A 24324-nucleotide genomic window follows, 5' to 3' on the forward strand; every position below is an offset into this window, starting at 1 on the left:
CGAGAACCGAAAGCGGTAGAGACGTGAGCGACACGAAACCGGCCCCGAGTCCGGCCCCGAGTCCACCCAGCGCGCCCAGCCCGCCCAGCCCCTCCAGGCTGGCCGAGCAGGCGAGGGCGAAGGTTCCCGCCCAGGTGACCGGCGCCCAGAGCCTCGTGCTCTCCCTCGAGGCCATGGAGGTCGACACGGTCTTCGGCATTCCCGGCGGGGCGATCCTGCCGGCCTACGACCCGCTGCTCGACTCGGTCAAGGTCCGCCACATCCTGGTCCGCCACGAGCAGGGCGCCGGCCACGCGGCCGAGGGCTACGCCAGCGCGACCGGCAAGGTCGGGGTCTGCATGGCGACGTCCGGTCCGGGTGCCACCAACCTCGTGACCGCCATCGCCGACGCCTACATGGACTCGGTGCCGATCGTGGCGATCACCGGCCAGGTCGCCTCCGCCGCCATCGGCACGGATGCCTTCCAGGAGGCCGACATCCGTGGCATCACGATGCCGATCACCAAGCACAACTACCTGGTCACCGACGCCTCGCAGATCCCTCGTGTCATCGCTGAGGCGTTCCACATCGCCTCCACGGGCCGGCCCGGCCCCGTCCTCGTCGACATCTCGAAGGATGCGCTCCAGGCGAAGACCACCTTCGCGTGGCCGCCCAAGTACGACCTGCCCGGCTACCGGCCCGTCGCCCGGCCGCACAACAAGCAGATCCGCGAGGCCGCTCGACTCATCGCCCAGGCCAAGCGCCCGGTGTTCTACGTCGGCGGCGGCGTGATCCGCGGCAATGCCTCCGACGCCCTGCGCGAGTTCGTCGAGCTGACCCAGATCCCCGTCGTGACCACCCTGATGGCGCGGGGCGCCGTCCCCGACAGCCACCCGCTCCACCTCGGCATGCCGGGCATGCACGGCTCGGTCGCCGCCGTCACGGCCCTTCAGAAGTCCGACCTGCTCATCACCCTCGGTGCGCGCTTCGACGACCGGGTGACCGGCCAGCTGTCGACGTTCGCACCAGAGGCCAAGGTCATCCACGCCGACATCGACCCCGCCGAGATCTCCAAGAACCGCAATGCCGATGTCCCGATCGTCGGCGACGTGCTCGAGGTCATCAATGAGCTGGTCAAGGCGGTGGCTGCCGACCACGAAGCCGGGACGGTCGGCGACTACGACGCCTGGCGCGAGCAGACGGCCGGCTGGAAGTCCACCTTCCCGCTCGGCTACACCTCGCCCGAGGGCGAGGAGGGCGTGCCGCCGCAGTACGTCATCGAGCGCATCGGCGCCCTCAGCGGACCCGAGTCGGTCTACGTCGCCGGCGTCGGCCAGCACCAGATGTGGGCGGCCCAGTTCGTCCAGTACGAACGCCCGAACGCCTGGCTCAACTCCGGCGGCCTCGGGACGATGGGGTATGCCGTGCCGGCCGCCATGGGTGCGAAGGTCGCCCAGCCGGACCGTGTGGTGTGGGCCATCGACGGTGACGGGTGCTTCCAGATGACCAACCAGGAGCTCGCGACCTGCGTCATCAACAACATCCCGATCAAGGTCGCGATCATCAACAACAGCAGCCTGGGCATGGTCCGCCAGTGGCAGTCCCTGTTCTACGACAAGCGCTACTCGAACACCGACCTGCACACCTCGGTCGGCCGCCGCATCCCCGACTTCGTCAAGCTGGCTGACGCCTACGGCTGCGTCGGACTCCGGTGCGAGCGTGCGGAAGACGTGGATGCGACCATCAAGAAGGCCATGGAGGTCAACGACGTCCCGGTCATCATCGACTTCGTCGTCCACCGCGACGCGATGGTCTGGCCGATGGTCCCGGCCGGGGTCAGCAACGACGCCATCCAGGTCGCGAAGGACACCGCGCCGCAGTGGGACCGTGAAGAGGACGAGGCCACCGAGCAGCCCGAGGACGCAGACAAGGACGGACGGTAGATGGCGATGAGCAAGCACACCCTGTCGGTCCTCGTCGAGAACAAGCCCGGCGTCCTGGCCAGGATCGCAGCGCTCTTCTCGCGGCGCGGCTTCAACATCGACTCGCTCGCCGTGGGCCCCACCGAGCACCCGGAGATCTCGCGGATGACGGTGGTCGTCGACGTCGACGCCCTGCCGCTGGAGCAGGTCACCAAGCAGCTCAACAAGCTCATCGAGGTCCTCAAGGTCGTCGAGCTCGAGCCCACCGCCTCGGTCCAGCGCGAGATTCTGCTGGTCAAGGTCCGCACCGACGTGCACAGCCGCAGCCACGTGCTCGAGACGGTCCAGCTGTTCCGTGCCAAAGTGGTCGATGTCGCCAGCGACACCCTGACCATCGAGGTCACCGGCAACCGCGACAAGCTCGCCGCGTTCCTCGAGGTCATCGAGCCGTTCGGCGTCAAGGAGCTCGTCCAGTCCGGCATGGTCGCGATCGGACGTGGTACGCGGTCGATCACCGACCGGGCGCTGCGGACGGCCTAGCGCAGGGGAGCGGCGCAGACGGTTCGAAGCCACGCTGCATACCTGAATGTCTTTGCAGTCCAACAGATTTCATTGATCACCCGAAGCAAGCCAGACAACACTAAGGAGTGGCCACCGTGGCCGAGATGTTCTACGACGACGACGCTGACCTGAGCGTGATCCAGGGCAAGAAGGTGGCCGTCATCGGCTACGGCAGCCAGGGCCACGCCCACGCGCTCAACCTTCGCGACTCCGGGGTCGACGTGCGCGTCGGCCTCGCCGAGGGCAGCAAGAGCCGCGCCAAGGCCGAGGCCGAGGGGCTCACCGTGCGATCCGTGGCGGATGCCGTGAAGGAGGCCGACCTCGTCGTCATCCTCACGCCCGACCAGGTGCAGCGCACCGTCTATGCCAACGACATCGCGCCCAACCTCAAGGACGGTGCCGGCCTGCTCTTCGGGCACGGCTTCAACATCCGGTTCGACTACATCAAGCCCGAGGCAGGCTCCGACGTGATCATGGTGGCCCCCAAGGGTCCCGGTCACCTGGTGCGCCGTGAGTACGTCGACGGCCGCGGCGTCCCCGTGCTGCTGGCAGTCGAGCAGGACGCGTCCGGCGACGCCTGGGCGCTGGCCCAGTCCTATGCCAAGGCCATCGGCGGACTGCGTGCCGGCGGCATCAAGACCACCTTCACCGAGGAGTGCGAGACCGACCTGTTCGGTGAGCAGGCCGTCCTCTGCGGGGGTGCATCCCAGCTCGTGCAGTACGGCTTCGAGACGCTTGTTGAAGCCGGCTACCAGCCCGAGGTGGCCTACTTCGAGTGCCTGCACGAGCTCAAGCTGATCGTCGACCTCATGGTCGAGGGCGGCATCGCCAAGCAGCGCTGGTCGGTGTCCGACACGGCCGAGTACGGCGACTACGTCTCCGGTCCCCGGGTCATCGACCCCCGCGTCAAGGAGAACATGCAGGCGGTGCTCGCGGACATCAAGAACGGCGCCTTCGCCAAGCGGTTCATCGACGACCAGGACGCGGGCGGCCCGGAGTTCAAGGCCCTGCGTGAGAAGGGTGCCCAGCACCCGATCGAGGGCACCGGCAAGGAGCTCCGCAAGCTGATGAGCTGGATCAAGGAGACCGACTCCGACTACGTCGAGGGCTCCGCGGCCCGCTGACAACGCGGCCCGCTGACGGTCCCCACCAAGCATGCCGGCCGGCCCCGTTCGCGGGGTCGGCCGGCACTGTTGTCCCCAGGTTGTCCCCAACGGTGGACAAACCTTGCACACCAAGCGGGTGCCGGTGATCCGCGTGTCACATGTCGAGCCGGGGCATCCACATGCTGAGCGCGGTCGTATGCTGACCGCGGGCACAGCGCGGTGCCGGACCCCCCATCAGTGACCCATCAGTGGCCGACCACTGACCCACCAAAGGACTGACACGTGAGCAAGCCGATCGTGCTGATCGCCGAGGAACTCTCGCCCGCCACCCTCGACGCCCTAGGGCCCGACTTCGAGGTGCGCCACGTCGACGGCGCCTCCCGCGAGGCCCTCCTCCCGGCTCTCGCCGACGTCGACGCGGTCCTCATCCGTTCCGCCACGAAGATGGACGCCGAGGCCATCGCCGCCGCCAAGAACCTCAAGGTGATCGCGCGAGCGGGCGTCGGCCTCGACAACGTCGACGTGCCGGCCGCCACCCAGGCCGGTGTCATGGTCGTCAACGCCCCGACCTCCAACATCACGTCAGCGGCTGAGCTCGCGGTCGGTCTGCTGCTGTCCACGGCCCGCAACATCGCCCCCGCCAACCAGGCCCTCAAGGAGGGCGCCTGGAAGCGCAGCAAGTACGGCGGCGTCGAGCTGCTCGACAAGAAGGTCGGCGTCGTCGGGTTCGGTCGTATCGGCCAGCTCGTCGCCGAGCGTCTCAAGGGCTTCGGCATGGAGATCCTGGCCTACGACCCCTACGTCTCGGCCCAGCGCGCCGGTCAGCTCGGCGCCCAGCTGGTCACCCTCGACGAGCTGCTCGAGCAGAGCGACTTCATCACCGTGCACCTGCCCAAGAACGCGGAAACCGTGGGCCTGATCGGCAAGGAGGCCCTGACGAAGGTCAAGCCCACCGTGCGCATCATCAACGCAGCCCGCGGGGGCATCGTCGACGAGGAGGCCCTGGCCGAGGCGCTCCGCGAGGGCCGGGTGGCCGGGGCGGGCATCGACGTCTTCGCCACCGAGCCCACGACCCAGAGCCCGCTGTTCGAGCACGAGTCCGTGGTCGTCACGCCGCACCTCGGCGCCTCGACCGACGAGGCCCAGGAGAAGGCAGGCGTCTCCGTCGCGAAGTCCGTGCGGCTCGCTCTCGGCGGCGACCTCGTCCCCGACGCGGTCAACGTGTCCGGTGGTGTGGTGCCCGAGGAGGTGCGGCCCGGCATCGCCCTCGTCGAGAAGCTCGGGCGCATCTTCACCTCGCTCGCCGGCTCGGTGCCGGTGCAGCTGGACGTCGACGTCCAGGGGGAGATCACCCAGCACGACGTGTCGATCTGGAAGCTGGCCGCGCTCAAGGGCCTGTTCACCGACGTGACCGAGGACCCGGTGACCTATGTCAACGCGCCCCTGCTCGCCGAGCAGCGTGGGTGCGAGGTGCGCCTGCTCACGGACCCGACGATGCAGGACTTCCGCAACGTCACGATCCTGCGAGGGACCCTGGCGGACGGTGCGACGATCAGCGTCGCCGGCACGCTCACCGGCCCGCGCCTGATCGAGAAGATCGTGGGCGTCAACGGCTTCGAAATCGAGGTGCCGCTCACCGAGCACCTCGCCTTCTTCACCTACGTCGACCGTCCCGGCGTCATCGGCACCGTCGGCCGGCTGCTGGGCGACGCCGACGTCAACATCGCCGGGATGCAGGTGGCCCGCAACGAGAAGGGTGGCCAGGCCCTGGTTGCGCTCACCGTCGACAGCAGCATCCCCGCTGACGTCCTCGCCGCGATCGCCAGCGAGGTCGGTGCCGACGTGAGTGTCGTCGACCTGAGCTGAACCGTCCGCGCCGCACGGCGCGAAAGGACAACCACCAGGTATGCCGGCTGGTCCCCGCTGTGGGGACCAGCCGGCATACCTGTGTCTGGGCATGGTCGGTGTGCAGGCTCAGACCGGCGGTGGGTCGTCGTGGAGCACCAGGTTGAACATGATGTTGTCGCGCCACTCTCCGTCGAGGTACAGGAAGGCCGGGATCCGGCCGCACTCCTCGAAACCGCATCGACGCAGCACTCGCTGAGAGGCGAGGTTCGAGACGTTCGTGCCTGCCCCGAGTCGGTGCAGGTCCAGGTCCCGTGCTCGCTGGATCAGGAACTCGAGCGCGGCCACGGCAAGGCCGCGGCGCAGGTGGGCGTGGTCGATCCAGTACCCCACGTCCGCCCCGTACATGGCCCCCCTCACGATGTTCTGGAGGGTCGCTGTCCCGACGACCTCGTCACCGTGCCACAACAGCCAGGCGTCGAACAGGTCGAGCTCGACCTGGCGCAGTCGGTCGCGGATCGCCTCGCGCTGGCCCTCCTCGGTGAAGAACGCGTCCGGCCTGACCGGCGCCGGCCGAAGATGTTCGCGGTTGCGGGTGTAGGCGGCCGCGAGGGCGGCGGAGTCGTCGAGCGAGAGTGGGCGCAGGGAGTAGTCGTCGGGCAGCACCTCGTCACCCTAGGCACTGGCATCGTCCGCGACGCGGCAGTGCGTCAGAGGTTGAGGGGAAGCACTGTGGCGGCGCTCACGTCCAGACGTGTCTCACTGCGTGGGAAACGGGTGTCGTTTAGTTGGACGTCCACGTAACCTCGAAGACATGACGCGGCAGGTCGTAATTCTTATCCGCCGCGGCGAGTTCCGGTAGTCAGCCCACTCGCCGCGGAGATCCCGCGTGCGTGGCTGACAGTGGCGCCCCGTTAACCGGAGAGCGCCCAGCGAGACACCGAGAACCCAGACAAACCCGAACCCTGTTGGGACACAGGGGCATCCGCAAAGGAATGAGTGACATGAGCGAAGAGGCTGAGAAGGCACGTCAGGCACTGCAGGAGTCGATGGACCTGCGCGAGCAGGGTCACTCCGACGACTGACGTCGCAGGCATGATCCACCGCACCATCTGGGTGCGACGACGAACGGCTTCGGGCACCCGCCCGGGGCCGTTCGTCAGGTGAGACACCAGTATCAGATCGCAAGACCGTCTTTAGGCTGGAGACATGGCTCCCGACAGCACTGGCAACGACACCGTCAACCTCGCCGTCATCGGCGGCGACGGGATCGGTCCGGAGGTCGTGGCGGAGGGCATCAAGGCCCTCGAAACGGTCACTGCCGGCACGGGGACCAAGTTCCACACCACCGAGTACGACCTGGGCGCCCGTCGGTGGCACGCCACGGGCGAGACCCTGCCCGACTCGGTGCTCGAGGAGCTCCGCGGCCACGACGCGATCCTCCTCGGGGCGATCGGCGACCCGACCGTCCCCAGCGGCGTGCTCGAGCGCGGTGTGCTCCTGCCGCTGCGCTTCGCCCTCGAGCAGTACGTCAACCTTCGTCCCGCCAGGCTGTACCCCGGCGTCCTGAGCCCGCTGGCCGTGGAACGCGTGGCGCCCGGCGGCATCGACTTCGTGGTGGTCCGTGAGGGCACCGAGGGCCCCTACGTGGGCAACGGTGGTTCGTTGCGCGCGGGCACCCCGTACGAGATCGCGACCGAGGTCAGCGTCAACACCCGATTCGGCGTCGAGCGGGTCGTCCGCGACGCGTTCGCCCGCGCGCAGGCCCGCCCCCGCAAGCACCTCACCCTCGTGCACAAGCACAACGTGCTGACCCACGCCGGTCACCTGTGGCGGCGCACCGTCGACGAGGTGGGCGCCGAGTTCCCCGAGGTCACGACGGCCTACCAGCACGTCGACGCGGCCACAATCTTCCTGGCCACCGACCCCGGTCGGTTCGACGTGATCGTCACCGACAACCTGTTCGGCGACATCATCACCGACATCGCGGCCGCCATCGTCGGCGGGATCGGCCTCGCCGCCAGCGCCAACATCAACCCTGACCGCACGGCACCGAGCATGTTCGAGCCCGTCCACGGGTCCGCACCCGACATCGCAGGTCAGGGCAAGGCCGACCCGACCGCCACCATCCTGTCCGTCGGCATGCTGCTCGAGCACCTGGGGCGCACCGACGAAGCCGCCAGGGTCGAACGCGCGGTCGCCGCCGACCTCGCGACGCGGGGGAGCGCCGTACGCAGCACGACCCAGGTCGGCGACGCCATCGCGTCCCTCCTGTAGGTCACCGGCTGCATCCGACGTCTCCTGCCCGGGTGGTGTGCCGGACAGGTAATCTCGGCAGGAGCAGCCCCGCCCTGACGGGGGCGACACCCAGGAGGACTTCATGAGCCAGACCACCGCCCCGCTGACCTTCGAGGTCACCCGTCGCACCGACCCGCGGCCGGACGCGGAGCGCGAGGCAGTACTGGCCAACCCGGGGTTCGGCACCACGTTCACCGACCACATGGTCACCGCCGTGTGGCGCAAGGGCGAGGGGTGGAGCGAGGGCAAGGTCACGGCCTACGGACCCATCACCCTGATGCCGTCGGCCGCGGTGCTGCACTATGCCCAGGAGATCTTCGAGGGCATGAAGGCCTACCGGCACGCGGACGGGTCGATCTGGACCTTCCGCCCGGAGGCGAACGCCCAGCGGATGCGGCGCAGTGCCCGTCGGATGACGCTGCCCGAGCTGCCCGAGGAGGACTTCCTCGCCTCGCTGCGGGCACTGGTCGAGGTCGACCAGGCCTGGGTGCCCTCCGGTACCAGTGGTGAGTCGAGCCTCTACCTGCGGCCCTTCATGTACGCCTCGGAGGCCTTCCTCGGGGTGCGACCCGCGACCGAGGTGACCTACTCGGTCATCGCCTCCCCGGCCGGCGCCTACTTCAGCGGCGGCATCAAGCCGGTCACCCTGTGGCTCTCGACCGACTACGCGCGCGCCGGCGAGGGCGGCACCGGCGCGGCGAAGTGTGGCGGCAACTACGCCTCGAGCCTCGCGGGCCAGCTCGAAGGAATCGAGAACGGTTGCGACCAGGCGGTGTTCCTCGATGCGTCGACGCACACCTTCGTCGAGGAGCTCGGCGGCATGAACCTGTTCTTCGTGACCAAGGACAACAAGCTCATCACGCCAGAGCTCACCGGCTCGATCCTCGAGGGTGTCACGCGTTCCTCCGTGCTCGCGCTCGCCAAGGAGATGGGGCTGGAGCCCGAGGAGCGACGCATCCCGATCCAGGAGTGGAAGGACGGAGCGGCCAGCGGGGAGATCGTCGAGATCTTCGCCTGCGGCACCGCGGCCGTCATCACGCCTGTGGGCGAGCTGCGCTGGGCAGGCGGCTCCTGCGACCACCGGGGCGGCGTCGACTACGGCGAGGTGACCCGCACGATCCGTGAGCGGCTCCTCGACATCCAGTACGGCCGCACCGAGGACACCCACGGCTGGTTGACGCGCCTCGTCTGACCCGTCGGGTGACTAGTCAATGGTTTGTGATTGGACCATTGACAGGGTGAGTCTCGTGGGTGAAATATCGGCTCCACTTCGCACCGAAGACTAGGAGCCCGTATGGCCAGCGTCAGCAAACTCTCGGACGACGAACGCCGGTTGGCGGAACTCGGCTACAAGCAGGAGCTCAACCGGTCGTGGTCGGGCTTCTCCAACTTTGCGATCTCGTTCTCCATCATCTCGATCCTCGCGGGCTGCTTCACGACGTTCGGCCAGGGCTTCAACAACGGTGGCCCGATTGCGATCTCGTGGGGCTGGCCCATCGTGTCGCTGTTCATCCTCATCATCGGTTTCACCATGTCCGAGCTCGTGTCGGCCTACCCGACCTCCGGCGGCATCTACTGGTGGGCCAGCAAGATGGGCGGCGCGCGGGCCGGCTTCTTCACGGGCTGGCTCAACCTGATCGGTCTCGTGGCCGTCACGGCCTCGGTGGCCTACGGGTGTGCGACCTTCATCGACCTGACCCTCAGCACGTTCTCCGAGAGCTACGCCGGCAGCTACTCGTTGACGAGGGTGTTCTGGACCTTCCTCATCGTCCTGGTGCTCGCCTCCGTGCTCAACATCTTCAGCGGCCACCTGATGGCACTGATGAACAACGTCTCGGTCTGGTGGCACGTCGTCGGTGCGGCAATCGTCATCCTGATCCTCATCCTCGTGCCTGACCACCACCAGAGCTTCTCCTACGTCTTCACCGAGCGGTTCAACAACTCGGGCTACAGCGGAGGCTCGAACAGCTCGGTGAAGTACTGGTTCCTCGTGGTGCCCTTCGGGCTGCTGCTCACGCAGTACACGATCACCGGGTTCGACGCCTCGGCCCACCTCTCGGAGGAGACCTCTGCCGCCTCACAGGCAGCCGCCAAGGGGATCTGGCAGTCCATCTTCTACTCGGCCATCGGTGGCTGGATCCTGTTGCTGTGCTTCCTGTTCGCCGTGCCCGACAAGGACGGTGCGCCGGACAACGCCGGCGTCGGCGGCGGGGGCGTGGCCTACATCTTCACGAACGCGATGAGCTCCAAGTGGGCCACCGCGATCCTGCTCATCTCCGCGATCGGCCAGTTCTTCTGCACGACGTCCTGCATGACCAGTGCCTCGCGCATGACGTTCGCGTTCAGCCGCGACGGTGCGATCCCGGGCTCGCGGCTGTGGTCCTCGCTCTCTGCCAACAAGGTCCCGGCCAACGCGGTCATGCTGGTAGCCGTGGTGGCCGCGCTGATCACCCTGCCGGCTCTCAAGGAGGTCAACATCGGCACTGCCGACAAGCCCCTCATCGTGCCGGTGGCCTTCTACGCCGTCGTCTCGGTGGCGGTGATCGGCCTCTACCTCGCGTTCCTCATCCCCATCTGGCTGAGGTGGCGGATGGGTGACTCCTTCCAGCCAGGCAGCTGGAACAACGGTGCGAAGTACAAGTGGATGAACCTCATCGCAGTTATCGAGATCGCGTTCATCTCGGTGTACTTCATCATGCCGTTCGTCCCCGCCGGGGTGCCGTTCACGGACGACTTCGACTGGAAGTTCGTCAACTACGCACCGATCCTGACGATCGGGTCGCTGATCGTGCTCGCCGTGTGGTGGCAGGTCTCGGCCCGCAAGTGGTTCAAGGGCCCGAAGCACACCATCGACCAGGCGGTCGTCGAGGCCTTCGGCGAGTGAGCCACGGGGTCACCCTCGACCAGGCGCTCGCCCAGCTCCCTGCCCTTGCGGGCGATCGGGAGGTGAGTGAGCTGCCCGGTGGGCTGACCAACCACAACTACCGGGTCCGGACGGCGACGCAGGACGTCGTCGTCCGGATCTCGCCGCCCACGACGGACCTGTTGGCCGTCAACCGCGAACACGAGTGGCTCAACAGCCGCGCCGCGGCGCTGGCCGGAGTCGGCGCTCCCGTCGTCGACTACCTCCCGGGACAGGGGGTGCTCGTCGTCGGCTTCCTCCCGGGGCGGACGTATGCCGCGAGCGACGTCGCGTCCAACCTGCGGCGGATCGCCGCTGCGCTTCGCCTGCTCCACGCCGGGCCACCCTTCGCCTCCGACTTCGACATCTTCGACATCCAGCGTCGCTACTGGGGCATCGTCACCCAGCGAGGACTGCGCGTCCCCGACGGGTATGCCGAGCTGCGCGACGTGGCTGCGCGGGTCGAGGCCGCGCTGCGCCGGTTCCCAGAACCCCGTGTCCCGTGCCACAACGACCTGCTGGCGGCCAACTTCCTGGACGACGGCGGCAGCATCCGCATCGTCGACTACGAGTACTCCGGCACCAACGAGGCCTCCTTCGAGCTGGGAAACCTGGTCAACGAGTCGCAGCTCGACCATGAGCACCTCGTGGAGCTGGTCGACTCCTACTACGGGTCGGTGGACGAGCGGCTGTTGGCACGAGCGGAGCTGTGGGGCCTCGCCGGCCGCTACGCGTGGACCCTCTGGGGAGCGATCCAGCACGGCGTGTCCGATGTGGAACACGACTTCTGGGACTTCGCCCTCGAGCGCCACAACCTCGCTGCGGCGCTCTTCACGAGCGCGCGGCTCGACGAGCTCATCGATGCCGCCACCACTGCGGTGTCCGGCGACGTGACAGGCGACTCGAGGTGAGCGAGCAGCTGCCGGAGCGGGCCAGGGTCGTCATCATCGGCGGCGGGGTGATCGGGTGCAGCGTCGCCTACCACCTGGCCCATCTCGGCTGGACCGATGTGCTGCTCGTCGAACAGGGTTCGCTCTCGTGCGGCACGACGTGGCACGCTGCGGGGCTGGTCGGCCAGCTGCGGGCCACTGAGGCGAGCACGCGACTCGTGCAGTACTCGACGGACCTGTACTCGCGCCTCGAGGCGGAGACGGGTCTCGGCACGGGATACCGCGTCTGCGGCGGGCTCACCGTGGCCCGCACCGAGGAGCGGATGGTGGCGCTGCGGCGCACGGCTGCCAGCGCCGCGGCATACGACCTGGACTGTGAGCTGCTCACCGCGGGGCAGGCGCACGAGCGCTACCCGCTCATGCGCGCCGGGGACCTGGTCGGTGCGATCTGGCTCCCGGGTGACGGGAGAGCGGACCCGACGGACCTCACCCAGGCCCTGGCGAAGGGCGCGCGGATGCGTGGGGTGCACATCGCTGAACGGGTGCGCGTCACGGACGTGCTGACGAAGGGCGGCCGTGCCACGGGCGTGCGGACCGACGAGGGAGACGTCGAGGCGGAGGTCGTCGTCAACTGTGCCGGCCAGTGGGCCAAGGCCGTGGGGGAGCTGGTCGGGGTCACCGTGCCGCTGCACTCCGCCGAGCACTTCTACGTCGTGACCGAGCAGATCGAGGGGGTGCACCGTGACCTGCCGATCCTGCGCGACCCCGACGGCTACACCTACGTCAAGGAGGAGGTCGGGGGTCTCCTCGTGGGCGGGTTCGAGCCGGTGGCCAAGCCGTGGGTACCCCCGGACCAGATCCCCTACCCCTTCGAGTTCGCCCTGTTGGAGGAGGACTGGGAGCACTTCGAGGTCCTCATGGACAGCGCCGTCCACCGGCTGCCTGTGCTCGCGGAGACGGGGATCCGCAAGTTCTACAACGGGCCGGAGAGCTTCACCCCCGACAACCAGTTCATCATCGGCGAGGCGCCCGAGCTGGCCGGCTTCTTCGTCGCGGCGGGCTTCAACTCAGTGGGGATCGCGTCGGCGGGCGGTGCCGGTCGGGCGCTCGCGGAGTGGATCGTCGAAGGCGAGCCGACCACCGACCTGATCAGCGCCGACATCCGCAGGTTCTCCCCGTTGGCGGCCAACAACGACTGGCTGCGCCGCCGCGTGGGCGAGGTGTTGGGGCTCCACTATGCAGTGCCCTGGCCCAACCGTGAGCTCGAGACAGGGCGACCGCTGCGCCGTTCACCCGTCCACGACCTGGTCGTCGCCCAGGGTGCCTGCCTGGGGAGTCGGAACAACTGGGAGCGACCGAATGTCTTTGCGCCCCATGGTGTCCCGCCTGTCATCGACTACTCCTGGGAGCGTCCCGCGTGGGTCGACTGGTCGGTCGCCGAGCAGCTGGCGACGCGGGAGGCGGTAGCCGTCTTCGACCAGACCTCCTTCTCGAAGTACCTCGTGGTCGGGGCCGGGGCCGAGCGCGCCCTCCAGTGGGTCTGCACCGCCGATGTGGGTGTGCCCGTTGGTCGCTCGGTCTACACGGGGATGCTCAACTCGCGTGGCACCTACGAGTCCGACGTGACGGTCACCAGGACTGCCGCCGACGAGTTCTTCGTGGTGAGCAGCGCCGCGACGACGGTCCGAGACATCGACTGGATGCGCCGTCACTTCCCGCCCGACGCGTCGGCGCACGTCGTCGACCTCACGAGTGCGTATGCCGTGCTCGGCGTCATGGGACCACGGTCCCGTGAGCTGCTGCAACGGTTGTCGCCCGATGTGTTCGACGACGCGTCGTTCCCCTTTGCGACCAGCAGGGAGGTCAGGGTCGGGCAGGCGACGGTGCGGGCGACTCGAATCACGTATGTCGGTGAGCTGGGCTGGGAGCTCTACGTCCCCGCCGATCTCGCCGCCGGCGTCTACGAGGACCTGTTCGACGCGGGCAGCGACCTGGGGGTCGTGCCGGCCGGCTACTCCACGATCGAGTCGATGCGGCTGGAGAAGGGCTACCGCGCCTTTGGCCGCGAGCTGACGACGGAGACCGGGCCGGTCGTCGCTGGTCTCACCTTCGCGTGCAAGCTCCGGACCGACATCGACTTCCTGGGTCGTGCGGCCGTCGAGCAGTCGCGGCTGGTGCCTCCGGCCCGCCGGATCGTCTCGTTCGTGGTCGACGACCCCGCGGCCTACCCGTGGGGTGGCGAGCTCGTGCTGCGCGACGGCGAACCGGTCGGCCAGGTCACCAGCGCCGCCTGGGGCGCCAGCCTGCGGAGCGGGGTCGGACTGGCCCTCGTGGGCGACCGGGCCACGGGCAGCGCCACCGCTGACTGGCTGCGCAGCGGCAGCTACGAGATCGACCTCGCGGGGAAGCGCTACGCCGTGGCGGTGGGCCTGCGTCCGCCGTTCGACCCCGACGGGCTGAGGCTCGCGCGCGAGACGGCGAGGTGACGAAATGGTTCTTTCGCAGACCATTGACGCGACCCGATGGGGGGTATTGGATCTGAACGTGAGTCCCGCCCCGCAGACGTCCCTGCCGCACGTCGTGCTGCGGCCTGCATCGGGCAACGCGTTCGAGTCGACCGTCGAGCAGCTCGCGACAGCCATCCGGCTGGGGGTCTTCACCGACGGCGACCAGCTTCCCCCCGAACGCGAGCTCGCGGAGCGCCTCGGCGTCAGCCGCAACACGCTCCGCGAGGCGATCGCGGCGCTGCGCGAGTCCGGGCTCGTCACGACGCGGCGCGGCCGCGGTGGTGGCACCGTGATCACCTACGCCGGACTCGAGCCGGGGACCGGCGCAACGCCGGTCCGCACGGGTGCGGCGCTGGCCGACGCGATCGACTTCCGGCGGGTGGTCGAGCCGGGCGCTGCCGCCCTGGCGGCCACCAAGGCGCTGGCCGCCGATCAGCGGGCCTGGTTGATCGAGAGCGCCAAAGCGGCGCGCGAGGCTCCGGACAACGCCGCCCACCGGCTGGCCGACAGCCGCTTCCACCTGGCCATCGCGACCCTCTCCGGTTCGCCGATGCTCATCGAGGCCGTCACCCGCGCCCAGTCCGCGCTGCACGAGCTGCTGACCGCGATCCCGGTGCTGCCCCTCAACATCGCCCACTCCAACGACCAGCACGAGGCCATCGTCGCGGCAGTCCTCGGCGGGGACGCCGACACTGCCCGGGCCACCATGGAAGAGCACTGTGACGCCACGGCAGCCCTGCTGCGCGGGTTGCTGGGCTGAGGCAGGACAGGGAGACGCCATGACCACACCACCCCAGCTCACCGTCGACGAGCTCAAGGCGGACATCGCCGCGGGCACCATCGACACGATCATCGTGGCCTTCACGGACATGCAAGGACGGTTGCAGGGCAAGCGGATCCACAGCCAGTTCTTCCTCGACTCGGTCCTCGGGCACGGCACCGAGGGGTGCAACTACCTGCTCGCCGTGGACGTCGACATGAACACCGTCGACGGCTACGCGATCAGCTCCTGGGAACGCGGTTACGGCGACATGATGTTCGACCTCGACCTGTCGACCCTGCGGCGCACGCCAGGTCAGCCCTACTCGGCCACCGTCCAGTGCGACCTGTCCTGGCTCGACGGCAGCGGGCCGGTGCGCCCGTCACCACGGTCGGTGCTCAAGGCCCAGGTCGACGCGGCCGCCGAGCTCGGCTTCGTGGCCCTCACCGGCACCGAGCTCGAGTTCATCGTGTTCGAGGAGAGCTTCGAGCAGGGCTGGGACCGGCGCTACCAGGGCATGACCGGCGCCAACCGCTACAACGTGGACTACTCGATCCTCGGCGGCACCAAGGTCGAGCCGCTGCTGCGCGAGATCCGCAACGAGATGTATGCCGCGGGCGTGACCGTGGAGAGCGCGAAGGGCGAGTGCAACCCCGGACAGCACGAGATCGCCTTCCTCTACGACGAGGTGCTGCGGACCTGCGACAACCACGTCGTCTACAAGACGGCTGCCAAGGAGCTCGCCGCCAAGCACGGGCAGTCGCTGACCTTCATGGCCAAGTTCGACGAGCGCGAGGGCAACTCCTGCCACATCCACCTGTCACTGCGAGGGCTCGGTGGGGAAACGGTCTTCGCCGACGAGGACCGCGAGGGTGGACGCTCACTCGTCTTCGAGCACTTCGTCGCAGGCATCCAGGCCACCATGCGGGACTTCACCCTGCTCTACGCACCGAACATCAACTCCTACAAGCGGTTCCAGCCCGGTTCCTTTGCGCCCACGGCCATCGCCTGGGGCACGGACAACCGGACCTGCGCGCTGCGGGTCGTCGGGCACGGTGCCGGGCTCCGCGTCGAGAACCGGGTCCCCGGGGGCGACGTGAACCCCTACCTCGCGGTGGCGGGCATGCTCGCCGCCGGGCTGCACGGCATACGCGAGGAGCTCCCGCTCGAGCCGGCGTTCGGCGGCAACGCCTATGCCTCCGACAAGGAGCGCGTGCCCTCGCTGCTCAGCGAGGCGCGTGAGCTGTTCCTCGCCTCGCCCGTCGCCCGAGCCGCGCTGGGGGACGACGTGGTCGAGCACTATGCCCACGCCGCCAAGATCGAGCTCACCGCGTTCAACGCGGCGGTCACCGACTGGGAGCGGGTCCGGGGGTTCGAGCGGCTGTGAGCGCGACGATCCACGAGGTTCTCAACCCCGCAACAGAGGCGGTGGTGACGGAGGTCAGCCTGGCCTCGGTCGAGGACGCCGACGCGGCGATCGCCGCAGCAGAGGCTGCCGGCCCCGCCTGGCGCGCCCTGGCTCCAGCCGACCGGGGCCGGCTGCTGCGCAGGTTCGCGGAGGTCGTGGACGACCACCTCGAGGAGCTGGCCCGGCTGGAGGTGGCCAACGCCGGCCACACCATCGGCAACGCGCGCTGGGAGGCAGGCAACGTCCGCGACGTCCTGACGTACTACTCCGCCGCACCCGAACGCCACTTCGGCAGGCAGATCCCCGTCGCGGGCGGAATCGACGTGACCTTCAAGGAACCTTTGGGGACGGTCGGGATCATCGTGCCGTGGAACTTCCCGATGCCCATCGCCGGGTGGGGATTCGCCCCGGCGCTGGCAGCCGGGAACACGGTGGTGCTCAAGCCCGCAGAGCTCACCCCGCTGACGGCTCTGCGACTCGGTGAGCTGGCCCTCGAGGCTGGACTGCCCGAGGGCGTGTTCACGGTGGTCGCGGGCAAGGGGTCGGTCGTGGGCGAGCGGTTCGTCACGCACCCCGCGGTGCGCAAGATCTGCTTCACGGGATCGACCGCCGTGGGGCAGCGGATCATGCGTGGCGCGGCCGACCGGGTCAAGCGGATCACCCTGGAGCTCGGTGGCAAGAGCGCCAACATCGTCTTCGCCGACAGCGACCTCGAGAAGGCTGCAGCCACGGCCCCGTATGGCGTCTTCGACAACGCCGGCCAGGACTGCTGCGCACGGAGCCGGATCCTGGTGCAGCGCAGCGTGTTCGACAGGTTCATGGAGCTGTTCGAGCCGGCCGTGGCCGGGGTCGTGGTCGCCGCACCCGGCGACGAGGGCACCGAGATGGGTCCGCTCATCAGCGCCGGTCAGCGCGAGACCGTCCGGTCGTATGTCGAGGAGTCGCCCGAGCCGGTCGAGGTTGCCTTCCGGGGTGGGGCGCCCGAAGGCGCCGGCTACTGGTACCCGCCAACGGTCGTCCTGCCCCGAGCCACGACAGACCGCGTCTGGCAGGAAGAGGTCTTCGGGCCGGTGGTCGCCGTGATGCCGTTCGACGACGAGGCCGACGCGGTCGCGAAGGCGAACGACACGGCATACGGGCTGTCCGGCTCGATCTGGACGCGCGACGTGGGTCGGGCGCTGCGGGTGGCGCGCGGGGTCGAGGCCGGCAACCTGTCGGTCAACTCGCACAGCAGCGTGCGGTACTCCACCCCCTTCGGGGGCTTCAAGCAGTCCGGCCTCGGCCGGGAGCTCGGACCGGACGCCCTCGACTCGTTCAGCGAGGTCAAGAACGTCTTCATCTCCACTGACAGCTGAGAGGACACTTCATGGCAGGCAGGCTCCAGGGCAGGGTGGCCGTCGTCACGGGCGGGTGCAGCGGCATCGGGCTCGCGACGGTGCGACGGTTTGCCGAGGAGGGCGCCACGGTCGTGATCGGCGACCTCGACGACGCCGCGGGGGAGTCGATCGCCGCGGAGCTGGCGGGTGCCTACGTCCACTGCGACGTGACCGACCCCGAGGAGGTCGAGGCGCTGTTCCGCACGGCCAAGGAGAAGTTCGGCAGCGTCGACGTCGCCTTCAACAACGCGGGGATCTCCCCTCCCGACGACGACTCGATCCTCACCACCGGGCTCGACGCATGGCGTCGCGTGCAGGAGGTCAACCTCACTAGCGTCTACCTGTGCTGCAAGGCAGCCCTGCCCTACATGCTGGAGCAGGGACGGGGTTCGATCATCAACACCGCGTCCTTCGTCGCGGTGATGGGTGCCGCCACGAGCCAGATCTCCTACACGGCCAGCAAGGGCGGCGTGCTGTCGATGTCGCGTGAGCTGGGCGTGCAGTTCGCCCGCGAGGGGGTGCGGGTCAACGCCCTCTGCCCCGGGCCGGTCAACACGCCACTGCTGCAGGAGCTGTTCGCCAAGGACCCCGAGCGGGCGGCCAGGCGCATGGTGCACATCCCGGTCGGCCGGTTCGCCGAGCCGGTGGAGATCGCCAACGCGGTCCTCTTCCTCGCCAGTGACGAGTCCAGCTTCATCACGGCCTCGCAGTTCCTCGTCGACGGCGGGATCAGCGGCGCGTACGTCACCCCGCTGTGAGAACGAGCGCCCCTGTGAGCACCCGATGAGGACCCCGTGAGCCGCCGCCCCGTGAGCCGCCCCGTGATCGGGCTGACCTGCTACGTCGAGCCGGTGTCCCGTACTGTCTGGCGGGACGTTCCCAGCGCCACCGTTCCGTACTCCTACATCCGCAAGCTCGAGCAGGCCGGCGGGGTCGTCGTGATCATCCCGCCGCGGGCGGACGGCGACCCTGGCCTTGCCGCGGAGATCCTCTCGCGACTCGACGGCCTCGTCATCGCAGGCGGGGCCGACGTCGATCCCTCGCGATATGCCCGCGAGCGCCACCCAGCGGCCCAGGAGCCCCGGGAGGACCGGGACGCCATGGAGCTGGCCCTGGCAGCGGCCGCCGCCGAGGGGGGAGTGCCACTCCTCGGGATCTGCCGGGGTATGCAGGTCATGGCCGTGGCCGCCGGAGGCGACCTGGAGCAGCACGTGCCGGACCGGGTGGGCCACCAGGACCACTCGCCCCACGTGGGGGCCTACGGTGCCCACGCGGTGACCACCGTGGCCGGGACGCGGGTGAACTCGCTGCTGGGCGACTCCACGGTCGTGCCGAGCTACCACCACCAGTCGGTGCTGACCCATCCCGGGTTCGTCGCCGCCGCCTGGGCGGAAGACGGCACGCTGGAGGCGATGGAGGACCCGGCGGCCGGGTTCCGGCTGGCTGTCCAGTGGCATCCGGAGGAAGGCGACGACCCGCGGTTGTTCGTCGCGCTGGTGGACGCGGCCGCGCGGCATACTTCGTCGGCGACCTGACCATCATCTGGACGGGGGATGCCAATAGGCGGACCGCCCTGTCACTCTTGCACCGTGACGTCCTGGCACATGGCCACCACCATGGTGATTATCGACTAGCGCGACGAGAACTCCCTCGTCGCGCAGACCTCCCACACCCGGGGGGTCTTTTCGTTTGTCAGGCACTGTCTGTCAGCCGCTGCCAGCACCATCCCCGCCGGCCAGCGGGCGCGATGCCGGGGAGAATGACCACCAGGAACTGCTGTACCACCGAGGCGAGACCGAACCGATGAGGACACCGCGATGAGCGACCTGCACGTCTACGACACCACCCTGCGCGATGGTGCGCAGCAGGAGGGGCTCAACCTCTCCGTGTCGGACAAGCTGGCCATTGCCCTGCACCTCGACGAGCTCGGCGTCGGCTTCATCGAGGGTGGCTGGCCGGGCGCCAACCCGAAGGACACCGAGTTCTTCGCGCGCGCCAAGACCGAGCTGACGCTGCGCAACGCGACCCTCGCGGCCTTCGGCGCGACCAGGCGGGTCGGCGGCAACGCGGCCGACGACCCGCTGGTCCGTGCCCTCGTCGACTCCGGTGCCCCGGTCGTCACCCTCGTGGCGAAATCCCATGTGCGCCACGTGGAGTCGGCCCTGCGGACCACCCTCGAGGAGAACCTCGCCATGGTGCGCGACACCGTCTCCTTCCTCCACGGCGAGGGACGTCGCGTCTTCCTCGACGCCGAGCACTTCTTCGACGGGTATGCCGCCGACCGGGCCTATGCGCTGGAGGTCATCCGTGCCGCGATGGAGTCCGGCGCCGAGGTCGTGGCGCTGTGCGACACCAACGGCGGCATGCTGCCGAACCAGGTCGCCGACGTGGTGGCCGACGTCGTCAGCGCCACCGCTGCCCGGGTGGGCATCCACTGCCACAACGACACCGGTTGTGCGGTGGCCAACTCGATGGCGGCGGTCGACGCGGGGGCGACCCACGTGCAGGGGACCATCAACGGCTACGGCGAGCGCACCGGCAACGCCGACCTCCTCACGGTGGTCAGCAACCTGCAGATCAAGCGAGGCCTGCCGATGCTCGACAGCGGACGGCTCCGGGAGGCGACGCGCATCGCCCACGCGATCTCCGAGATCACCAACGTGCCGCCCTACTCGCGTCAGCCCTACGTCGGTGCCAGTGCCTTTGCACACAAGGCCGGGCTGCACGCCAGCGCCATCAAGATCGACCCCGACCTCTACCAGCACACGGACCCGCAGCACGTGGGCAACGACATGCGGATGCTGGTGTCGGACATGGCTGGTCGCGCGAGCATCGAGCTCAAGGGCCGCGAGCTGGGTTACGACCTCTCCGACGACAAGGACCTGCTCACCCGGGTGCTGGCCAAGGTGAAGGACCTCGAGCTGCGCGGCTACACCTTCGACGCGGCCGACGCGTCCTTCGAGCTGCTGTTGCGCCGGGAGGTCGAGGACGCGAGCTACGACTTCTTCGAGGTCGAGTCCTGGCGCGTCATCACCGATGCCCGTGGCGGCGGCGAGACCGCCCTGTCCGAAGCAACGGTCAAGCTCGTCGCGGGCGGCGAGCGGGTCGTGGCGACCGGCGAGGGGAACGGTCCCGTGAACGCTCTCGACCACGCGCTGCGCCGAGCACTGGCCCCGGCCTACCCCGAGCTCGACAAGCTCGAGCTGATCGACTACCGGGTGCGCATCCTCGACGCGGCCCACGGCACCGACGCGGTGACCCGGGTGCTCATCGAGACGTCCGACGGCTCGACGTCGTGGGAGACCATCGGCGTCGCGGGCAACATCATCGAGGCGTCCTGGCAGGCACTCGTGGACGGTGTCACCTACGGACTCGTGCGGGCGGGCGTCCCCGTCAGATAGCCCACCCGACCGCCGGGGTGTCTGTGGTGGTCAGTCGGTGCCGAACTCGATGGCGGCGCGGTCGAGTGCGTCGTCGTCGGAGTCGGCCTGTGCTGCATGGGGATTCGACGAGATGGCCTTGGCACCACCCGGCTCGAGGTCGCCCACGAGGTCCTGGTGACGGGCGACGAGCTGCCCCTGCGCGGCATACAGCTCGAGCTTGGCCCGGGAGTCGGCGATGTCGAGGTTGCGCATCGTCAGCTGGCCGATGCGGTCGACGGGGCCGAAGGCCGCTCCCTCGGTGCGCTCCATCGAGAGCTTCTCCGGGTGGTAGCTGAAGGCGGGACCGGTCGTGTTGACGATCGAGTAGTCGTCGCCCCGGCGCAGCCGGACGGTGACCTCTCCGGTGACGACCGAGCCGACCCAGCGCTGGAGCGACTCGCGCAGCATGAGTGACTGCGGGTCGAGCCAGCGGCCTTCGTAGAGCAGCCGGCCGAGGCGACGGCCCTCGGCGTGGTAGTTGGCGATGGTGTCCTCGTTGTGGATCGCGTTGAGCAGTCGCTCGTAGGTGATCCACAGCAGGGCCAGGCCGGGGGCCTCGTAGATGCCGCGGCTCTTGGCCTCGATGATGCGGTTCTCGATCTGGTCGGACATCCCGAGCCCGTGGCGTCCGCCGACCTTGTTGGCCTCGTCGACGAGGGACACCGCGTCCGGGAAGGTCTGGCCGTTGATGGCCACCGGGCGCCCCTGCTCGAACCGCACGGTGACGTCCTCGGTGGCGATTGCGACCGACTCGTCCCAGAACGCGACGCCCATGATCGGCTCGACGATCTCCATGCTCTCGTTGAGGAACTCGAGGGTCTTGGCCTCGTGGGTGGCGCCCCAGATGTTGGCGTCGGTGGAGTAGGCCTTCTCGGTGCTCGAGCGGTAGGGGAGGTCACGGGCCTGCAGCCACTCCGACATCTCCTTGCGGCCGCCGAGCTCGCTCACGAAGTCGGCGTCGAGCCACGGCTTGTAGATGCGCAGAGCCGGGTTGGCGAGCAGGCCGTAGCGGTAGAACCGCTCGATGTCGTTGCCCTTGAAGGTGGAGCCGTCGCCCCAGATGTCGACACCGTCGTCCTTCATGGCACGCACCAGGAGCGTCCCGGTGACGACCCGGCCCAGAGGAGTGGTGTTGAAGTAGGTCTTGCCGCCACTGCGGATGTGGAACGCACCACACGCGATGGCGGACAGGCCCTCCTCCACGAGCGCGGGCCGGCAGTCGACCAGGCGCGCCAGGTCGGCGCCGTACTGCCCGGCGCGGTCGGGGACCGTGTCGATCTCGGGCTCGTCGTACTGGCCCAGGTTCGCGGTGTAGGTGCAGGGGATCGCCCCCTTCTCCCGCATCCAGGCAACGGCGACAGAGGTGTCCAGACCACCCGAGAAGGCGATCCCGACACGCTCACCAACAGGCAGGGACGTCAGAACTTTCGACACGGTAGGTCAGCCTACGGGCCGCCGCAGGAGCGCGCGCACGGGTCCGGTCCGTGGCCAGGAGCCGGCACGGAGAGGGTGGAGGTCGAGGGTCGAGGTCGAGAGTGGGACTTGACATCGATATATCGACGAGTGCATCATTCGATATATCGACAACATACTGTCGATTGTGCGAGAGAGAGCCGTCCACCAGAGCGACGGCCCCCGCACCCCCATTCGTAGGAGAGAACCCATGAATCGCATGAACCTGAACATCCAGATGTCCCACCCCCGTCGAGGGAGCAGCTCCGGCGAGTCCGGTCACCCCGGTCACGGCCACCACGGGGGACCCCGCCGTGGCCGCGGCGAGTTCGCCGGCTTCGGACCCGGCGCGGGCTTCGGCCCGGGTGCCGGTTTCGGCCCGGGTGCCGGTTCCGGCAGGGGGCTCAGTGGCGAGGGCCGCGGCCCTCGCGGCGGGGGTCGCGGACCACGTCGCGGCCGTCGCGGTGACGTCCGACGCGCGATCCTCGCCCTCCTCGCGGAGGAGCCGATGAACGGCTACGGCATCATCACCGCCATCGCCGAGCGCTCGGACGGCTCGTGGCAGCCGGGTCCCGGGTCGGTCTATCCGGCCCTGCGCGTGCTCGACGAGGAGGGCCTGATCGCCCCCGACGAGTCCGACGACGATCCGCGTCGCAAGGTCTTCGCACTGACCGACGACGGCCGCGCCTACGCCGAGGGCCACGGTGAGGAGCTCGCGCAGGCGTTTGTCGACGCGACCACTCCCCGTCGCGGGTTCCGCGAGATGCGCCGTGAGATCGGCCAGCTGGTGGTCGCCGTCGAACAGGTCGTCGTCGCGGGCCAACCGGCCCAGCTCGACGCCGCACAGCAGGTGCTCGCCGATGCTCGCCGCTCGCTCTACCGCATCCTCGCGGAGGACGAGACCGGCAGCGTCGACGTCACCCCGGTCGACACGCCGACCGACACGCCGACCGACGCCGGCGCCTCGGCCGACCCGAGCACGGCGGCCGAGTAGTCCCCACTGATCGCGTCCAGGGCCTGCAGGAGTCGCTCCCGCAGGCCCTGGCCGCGCGTGGCGAAGTCGCGCTGGGCGGCGGCATACTCCGCTCGGCCTTGCGGTGTCTCGATGGCGACCGGGACGTAGCCGAGGGCGCTCAGGTCGTAGGGCGAGGCGCGCATGTCGAGCTCGCGGATCTCACGGGCGAGGTCGAAGCAGTCCATCACCAGCGAGCTCGGGATGGCGGGCGCGAGCTTCATGCACCACTTGTAGAGGTCCATGCCGGCATGCAGGCAGCCCGGCTGTTCGAGGGCCACCTGGTCCTCCCGGGTCGGCTGGAGCAGGTTCAGCGACCGTGCCGGTGGGGTGTAGAAGCGAAACGCGTCGTAGTGGGTGCACTTGATCTGTAGGCCGTCCACGACCGCGTCGGTGCCTCTCGGGCCGAGCCGTAGCGGCCAGGCTGCGTGGCGGACCTCCTCGGCGGGCTGCCGGTAGACCATGGCCCACTCGTGCAGCCCGAAGCAGCCGAGCTGCGCCGGTCGCGAGTGCGTCGCCGCCAAGAGCCGCCGCACGAACTCGACCGTGGCGCCGCGCGCTTCGAGGTATGCCGCGCTGTCCAGCTGGGTGCCACGGTCCACCTCGCGGTAGAACCGCCACGCGCCGCGGTCCAGGTGCGCGGCGCCCTCGAGGACCACGCCGGGTCCGGGGTGCCAGCGACGCAGCTGCGACGGCTTGAACGGGTAGTACGTGAAGAGGAAGTCCTCGACCGGGTGGGCGACGCCGCTCTGGCGACGCTCTCGATGACCCGAGGTGGCCGCGTCGACGCGGTCGGCGTGCTGGGCCTCGAGCGCCAGCCACACCGACGGCTCGAGCACCATGGCGACCATGGGCACCAAGGCTAGCCGCGCGGCATACCCGTC

20 protein-coding genes are annotated in these 24324 nt (G+C 69.1%); 17 read left to right on the forward strand and 3 right to left on the reverse strand.

Annotated elements, in window-relative coordinates:
- Positions 1 to 23 precede the first annotated feature (23 nt).
- The 4 genes from AC1DWR_RS00845 to serA all read left to right on the forward strand — a co-directional run bounded on the left by AC1DWR_RS00845 (position 24) and on the right by serA (position 5434).
- Positions 24 to 1922, forward strand: a complete 1899-nt coding sequence (locus AC1DWR_RS00845; protein ID WP_477623313.1) for an acetolactate synthase large subunit — start codon at positions 24 to 26, stop codon at positions 1920 to 1922.
- A gap of 6 nt (positions 1923 to 1928) precedes the next feature.
- Positions 1929 to 2441 (forward strand): acetolactate synthase small subunit, encoded by a 513-nt coding sequence (gene ilvN, locus AC1DWR_RS00850; protein WP_140741388.1) that lies wholly within the window; start codon positions 1929 to 1931, stop codon positions 2439 to 2441.
- Between the two features lie 116 nt (positions 2442 to 2557).
- On the forward strand, positions 2558 to 3586 hold the full coding sequence (gene ilvC, locus AC1DWR_RS00855) for a ketol-acid reductoisomerase (RefSeq protein WP_477615546.1): 1029 nt from the start codon (positions 2558 to 2560) through the stop codon (positions 3584 to 3586).
- A gap of 264 nt (positions 3587 to 3850) precedes the next feature.
- Positions 3851 to 5434, forward strand: coding sequence for a phosphoglycerate dehydrogenase (gene serA / locus AC1DWR_RS00860; protein ID WP_477623314.1), 1584 nt, complete (start codon positions 3851 to 3853; stop codon positions 5432 to 5434).
- Positions 5435 to 5542: 108 nt separating this feature from the next.
- Here the strand turns inward: serA and AC1DWR_RS00865 are convergent, their stop codons facing one another.
- Positions 5543 to 6079 carry a GNAT family N-acetyltransferase gene (locus AC1DWR_RS00865; protein WP_477623315.1) on the reverse strand — a complete coding sequence of 179 codons (537 nt, stop codon included), beginning with the start codon at positions 6077 to 6079 and terminating at the stop codon, positions 5543 to 5545.
- Between the two features lie 329 nt (positions 6080 to 6408).
- On the opposite strand from AC1DWR_RS00865, the gene AC1DWR_RS00870 reads away from it, so the two are divergent.
- From AC1DWR_RS00870 to cimA, 12 genes are all read left to right on the forward strand, one after another.
- Positions 6409 to 6498: a 3-isopropylmalate dehydrogenase gene (locus AC1DWR_RS00870; RefSeq protein WP_477615543.1), complete on the forward strand. Its 90-nt coding sequence runs from the start codon at positions 6409 to 6411 to the stop codon at positions 6496 to 6498.
- A gap of 124 nt (positions 6499 to 6622) precedes the next feature.
- A complete protein-coding gene (locus AC1DWR_RS00875) occupies positions 6623 to 7690 on the forward strand; it encodes a 3-isopropylmalate dehydrogenase (protein ID WP_477623316.1) in 1068 nt (355 codons plus the stop codon).
- Positions 7691 to 7793: 103 nt separating this feature from the next.
- Positions 7794 to 8903: a branched-chain amino acid aminotransferase gene (locus AC1DWR_RS00880; RefSeq protein WP_477615541.1), complete on the forward strand. Its 1110-nt coding sequence runs from the start codon at positions 7794 to 7796 to the stop codon at positions 8901 to 8903.
- Between the two features lie 102 nt (positions 8904 to 9005).
- Entirely contained in the window at positions 9006 to 10595 is a 1590-nt protein-coding gene (locus AC1DWR_RS00885; protein ID WP_477623317.1) for an amino acid permease, read from the forward strand.
- Positions 10592 to 11524: a phosphotransferase gene (locus AC1DWR_RS00890; protein ID WP_477623318.1), complete on the forward strand. Its 933-nt coding sequence runs from the start codon at positions 10592 to 10594 to the stop codon at positions 11522 to 11524. The genes AC1DWR_RS00885 and AC1DWR_RS00890 overlap by 4 nt, the downstream gene beginning before the upstream one ends.
- Positions 11521 to 13989, forward strand: a complete 2469-nt coding sequence (locus AC1DWR_RS00895) for a GcvT family protein (protein ID WP_477623319.1) — start codon at positions 11521 to 11523, stop codon at positions 13987 to 13989. Before AC1DWR_RS00890 ends, AC1DWR_RS00895 begins: the two co-directional genes overlap by 4 nt.
- 58 nt (positions 13990 to 14047) lie before the next feature.
- Complete coding sequence (locus tag AC1DWR_RS00900) at positions 14048 to 14770, forward strand: FadR/GntR family transcriptional regulator (protein WP_477615537.1); 723 nt, start codon at positions 14048 to 14050, stop codon at positions 14768 to 14770.
- 19 nt (positions 14771 to 14789) lie between these two features.
- Entirely contained in the window at positions 14790 to 16157 is a 1368-nt protein-coding gene (locus tag AC1DWR_RS00905; protein WP_477623320.1) for a glutamine synthetase family protein, read from the forward strand.
- Positions 16154 to 17533, forward strand: coding sequence for an aldehyde dehydrogenase family protein (locus AC1DWR_RS00910; RefSeq protein WP_477615535.1), 1380 nt, complete (start codon positions 16154 to 16156; stop codon positions 17531 to 17533). Before AC1DWR_RS00905 ends, AC1DWR_RS00910 begins: the two co-directional genes overlap by 4 nt.
- Before the next feature lie 11 nt (positions 17534 to 17544).
- Entirely contained in the window at positions 17545 to 18312 is a 768-nt protein-coding gene (locus AC1DWR_RS00915) for a 3-oxoacyl-ACP reductase (RefSeq protein ID WP_477623321.1), read from the forward strand.
- A 36-nt stretch (positions 18313 to 18348) separates the two neighbouring features.
- Positions 18349 to 19089: a gamma-glutamyl-gamma-aminobutyrate hydrolase family protein gene (locus AC1DWR_RS00920; RefSeq protein ID WP_477623322.1), complete on the forward strand. Its 741-nt coding sequence runs from the start codon at positions 18349 to 18351 to the stop codon at positions 19087 to 19089.
- 282 nt (positions 19090 to 19371) lie between these two features.
- A complete protein-coding gene (gene cimA / locus AC1DWR_RS00925; RefSeq protein ID WP_477623323.1) occupies positions 19372 to 20955 on the forward strand; it encodes a citramalate synthase in 1584 nt (527 codons plus the stop codon).
- A gap of 30 nt (positions 20956 to 20985) precedes the next feature.
- On the opposite strand, the gene argG is transcribed toward cimA, so the two are convergent.
- Positions 20986 to 22410 (reverse strand): argininosuccinate synthase, encoded by a 1425-nt coding sequence (gene argG, locus AC1DWR_RS00930; protein WP_477623324.1) that lies wholly within the window; start codon positions 22408 to 22410, stop codon positions 20986 to 20988.
- A gap of 229 nt (positions 22411 to 22639) precedes the next feature.
- Between argG and AC1DWR_RS00935 the strand changes: the two genes are divergently transcribed.
- Complete coding sequence (locus AC1DWR_RS00935; RefSeq protein ID WP_477623325.1) at positions 22640 to 23422, forward strand: PadR family transcriptional regulator; 783 nt, start codon at positions 22640 to 22642, stop codon at positions 23420 to 23422.
- On the opposite strand, the gene AC1DWR_RS00940 is transcribed toward AC1DWR_RS00935, so the two are convergent.
- A complete protein-coding gene (locus tag AC1DWR_RS00940) occupies positions 23305 to 24291 on the reverse strand; it encodes a 3-methyladenine DNA glycosylase (protein ID WP_477623804.1) in 987 nt (328 codons plus the stop codon). The two genes, AC1DWR_RS00935 and AC1DWR_RS00940, sit on opposite strands and share 118 nt — an antisense overlap.
- Between the last annotated feature and the right edge of the window lie 33 nt (positions 24292 to 24324).

This window comes from Pedococcus sp. P2_E2 (assembly GCF_056403955.1).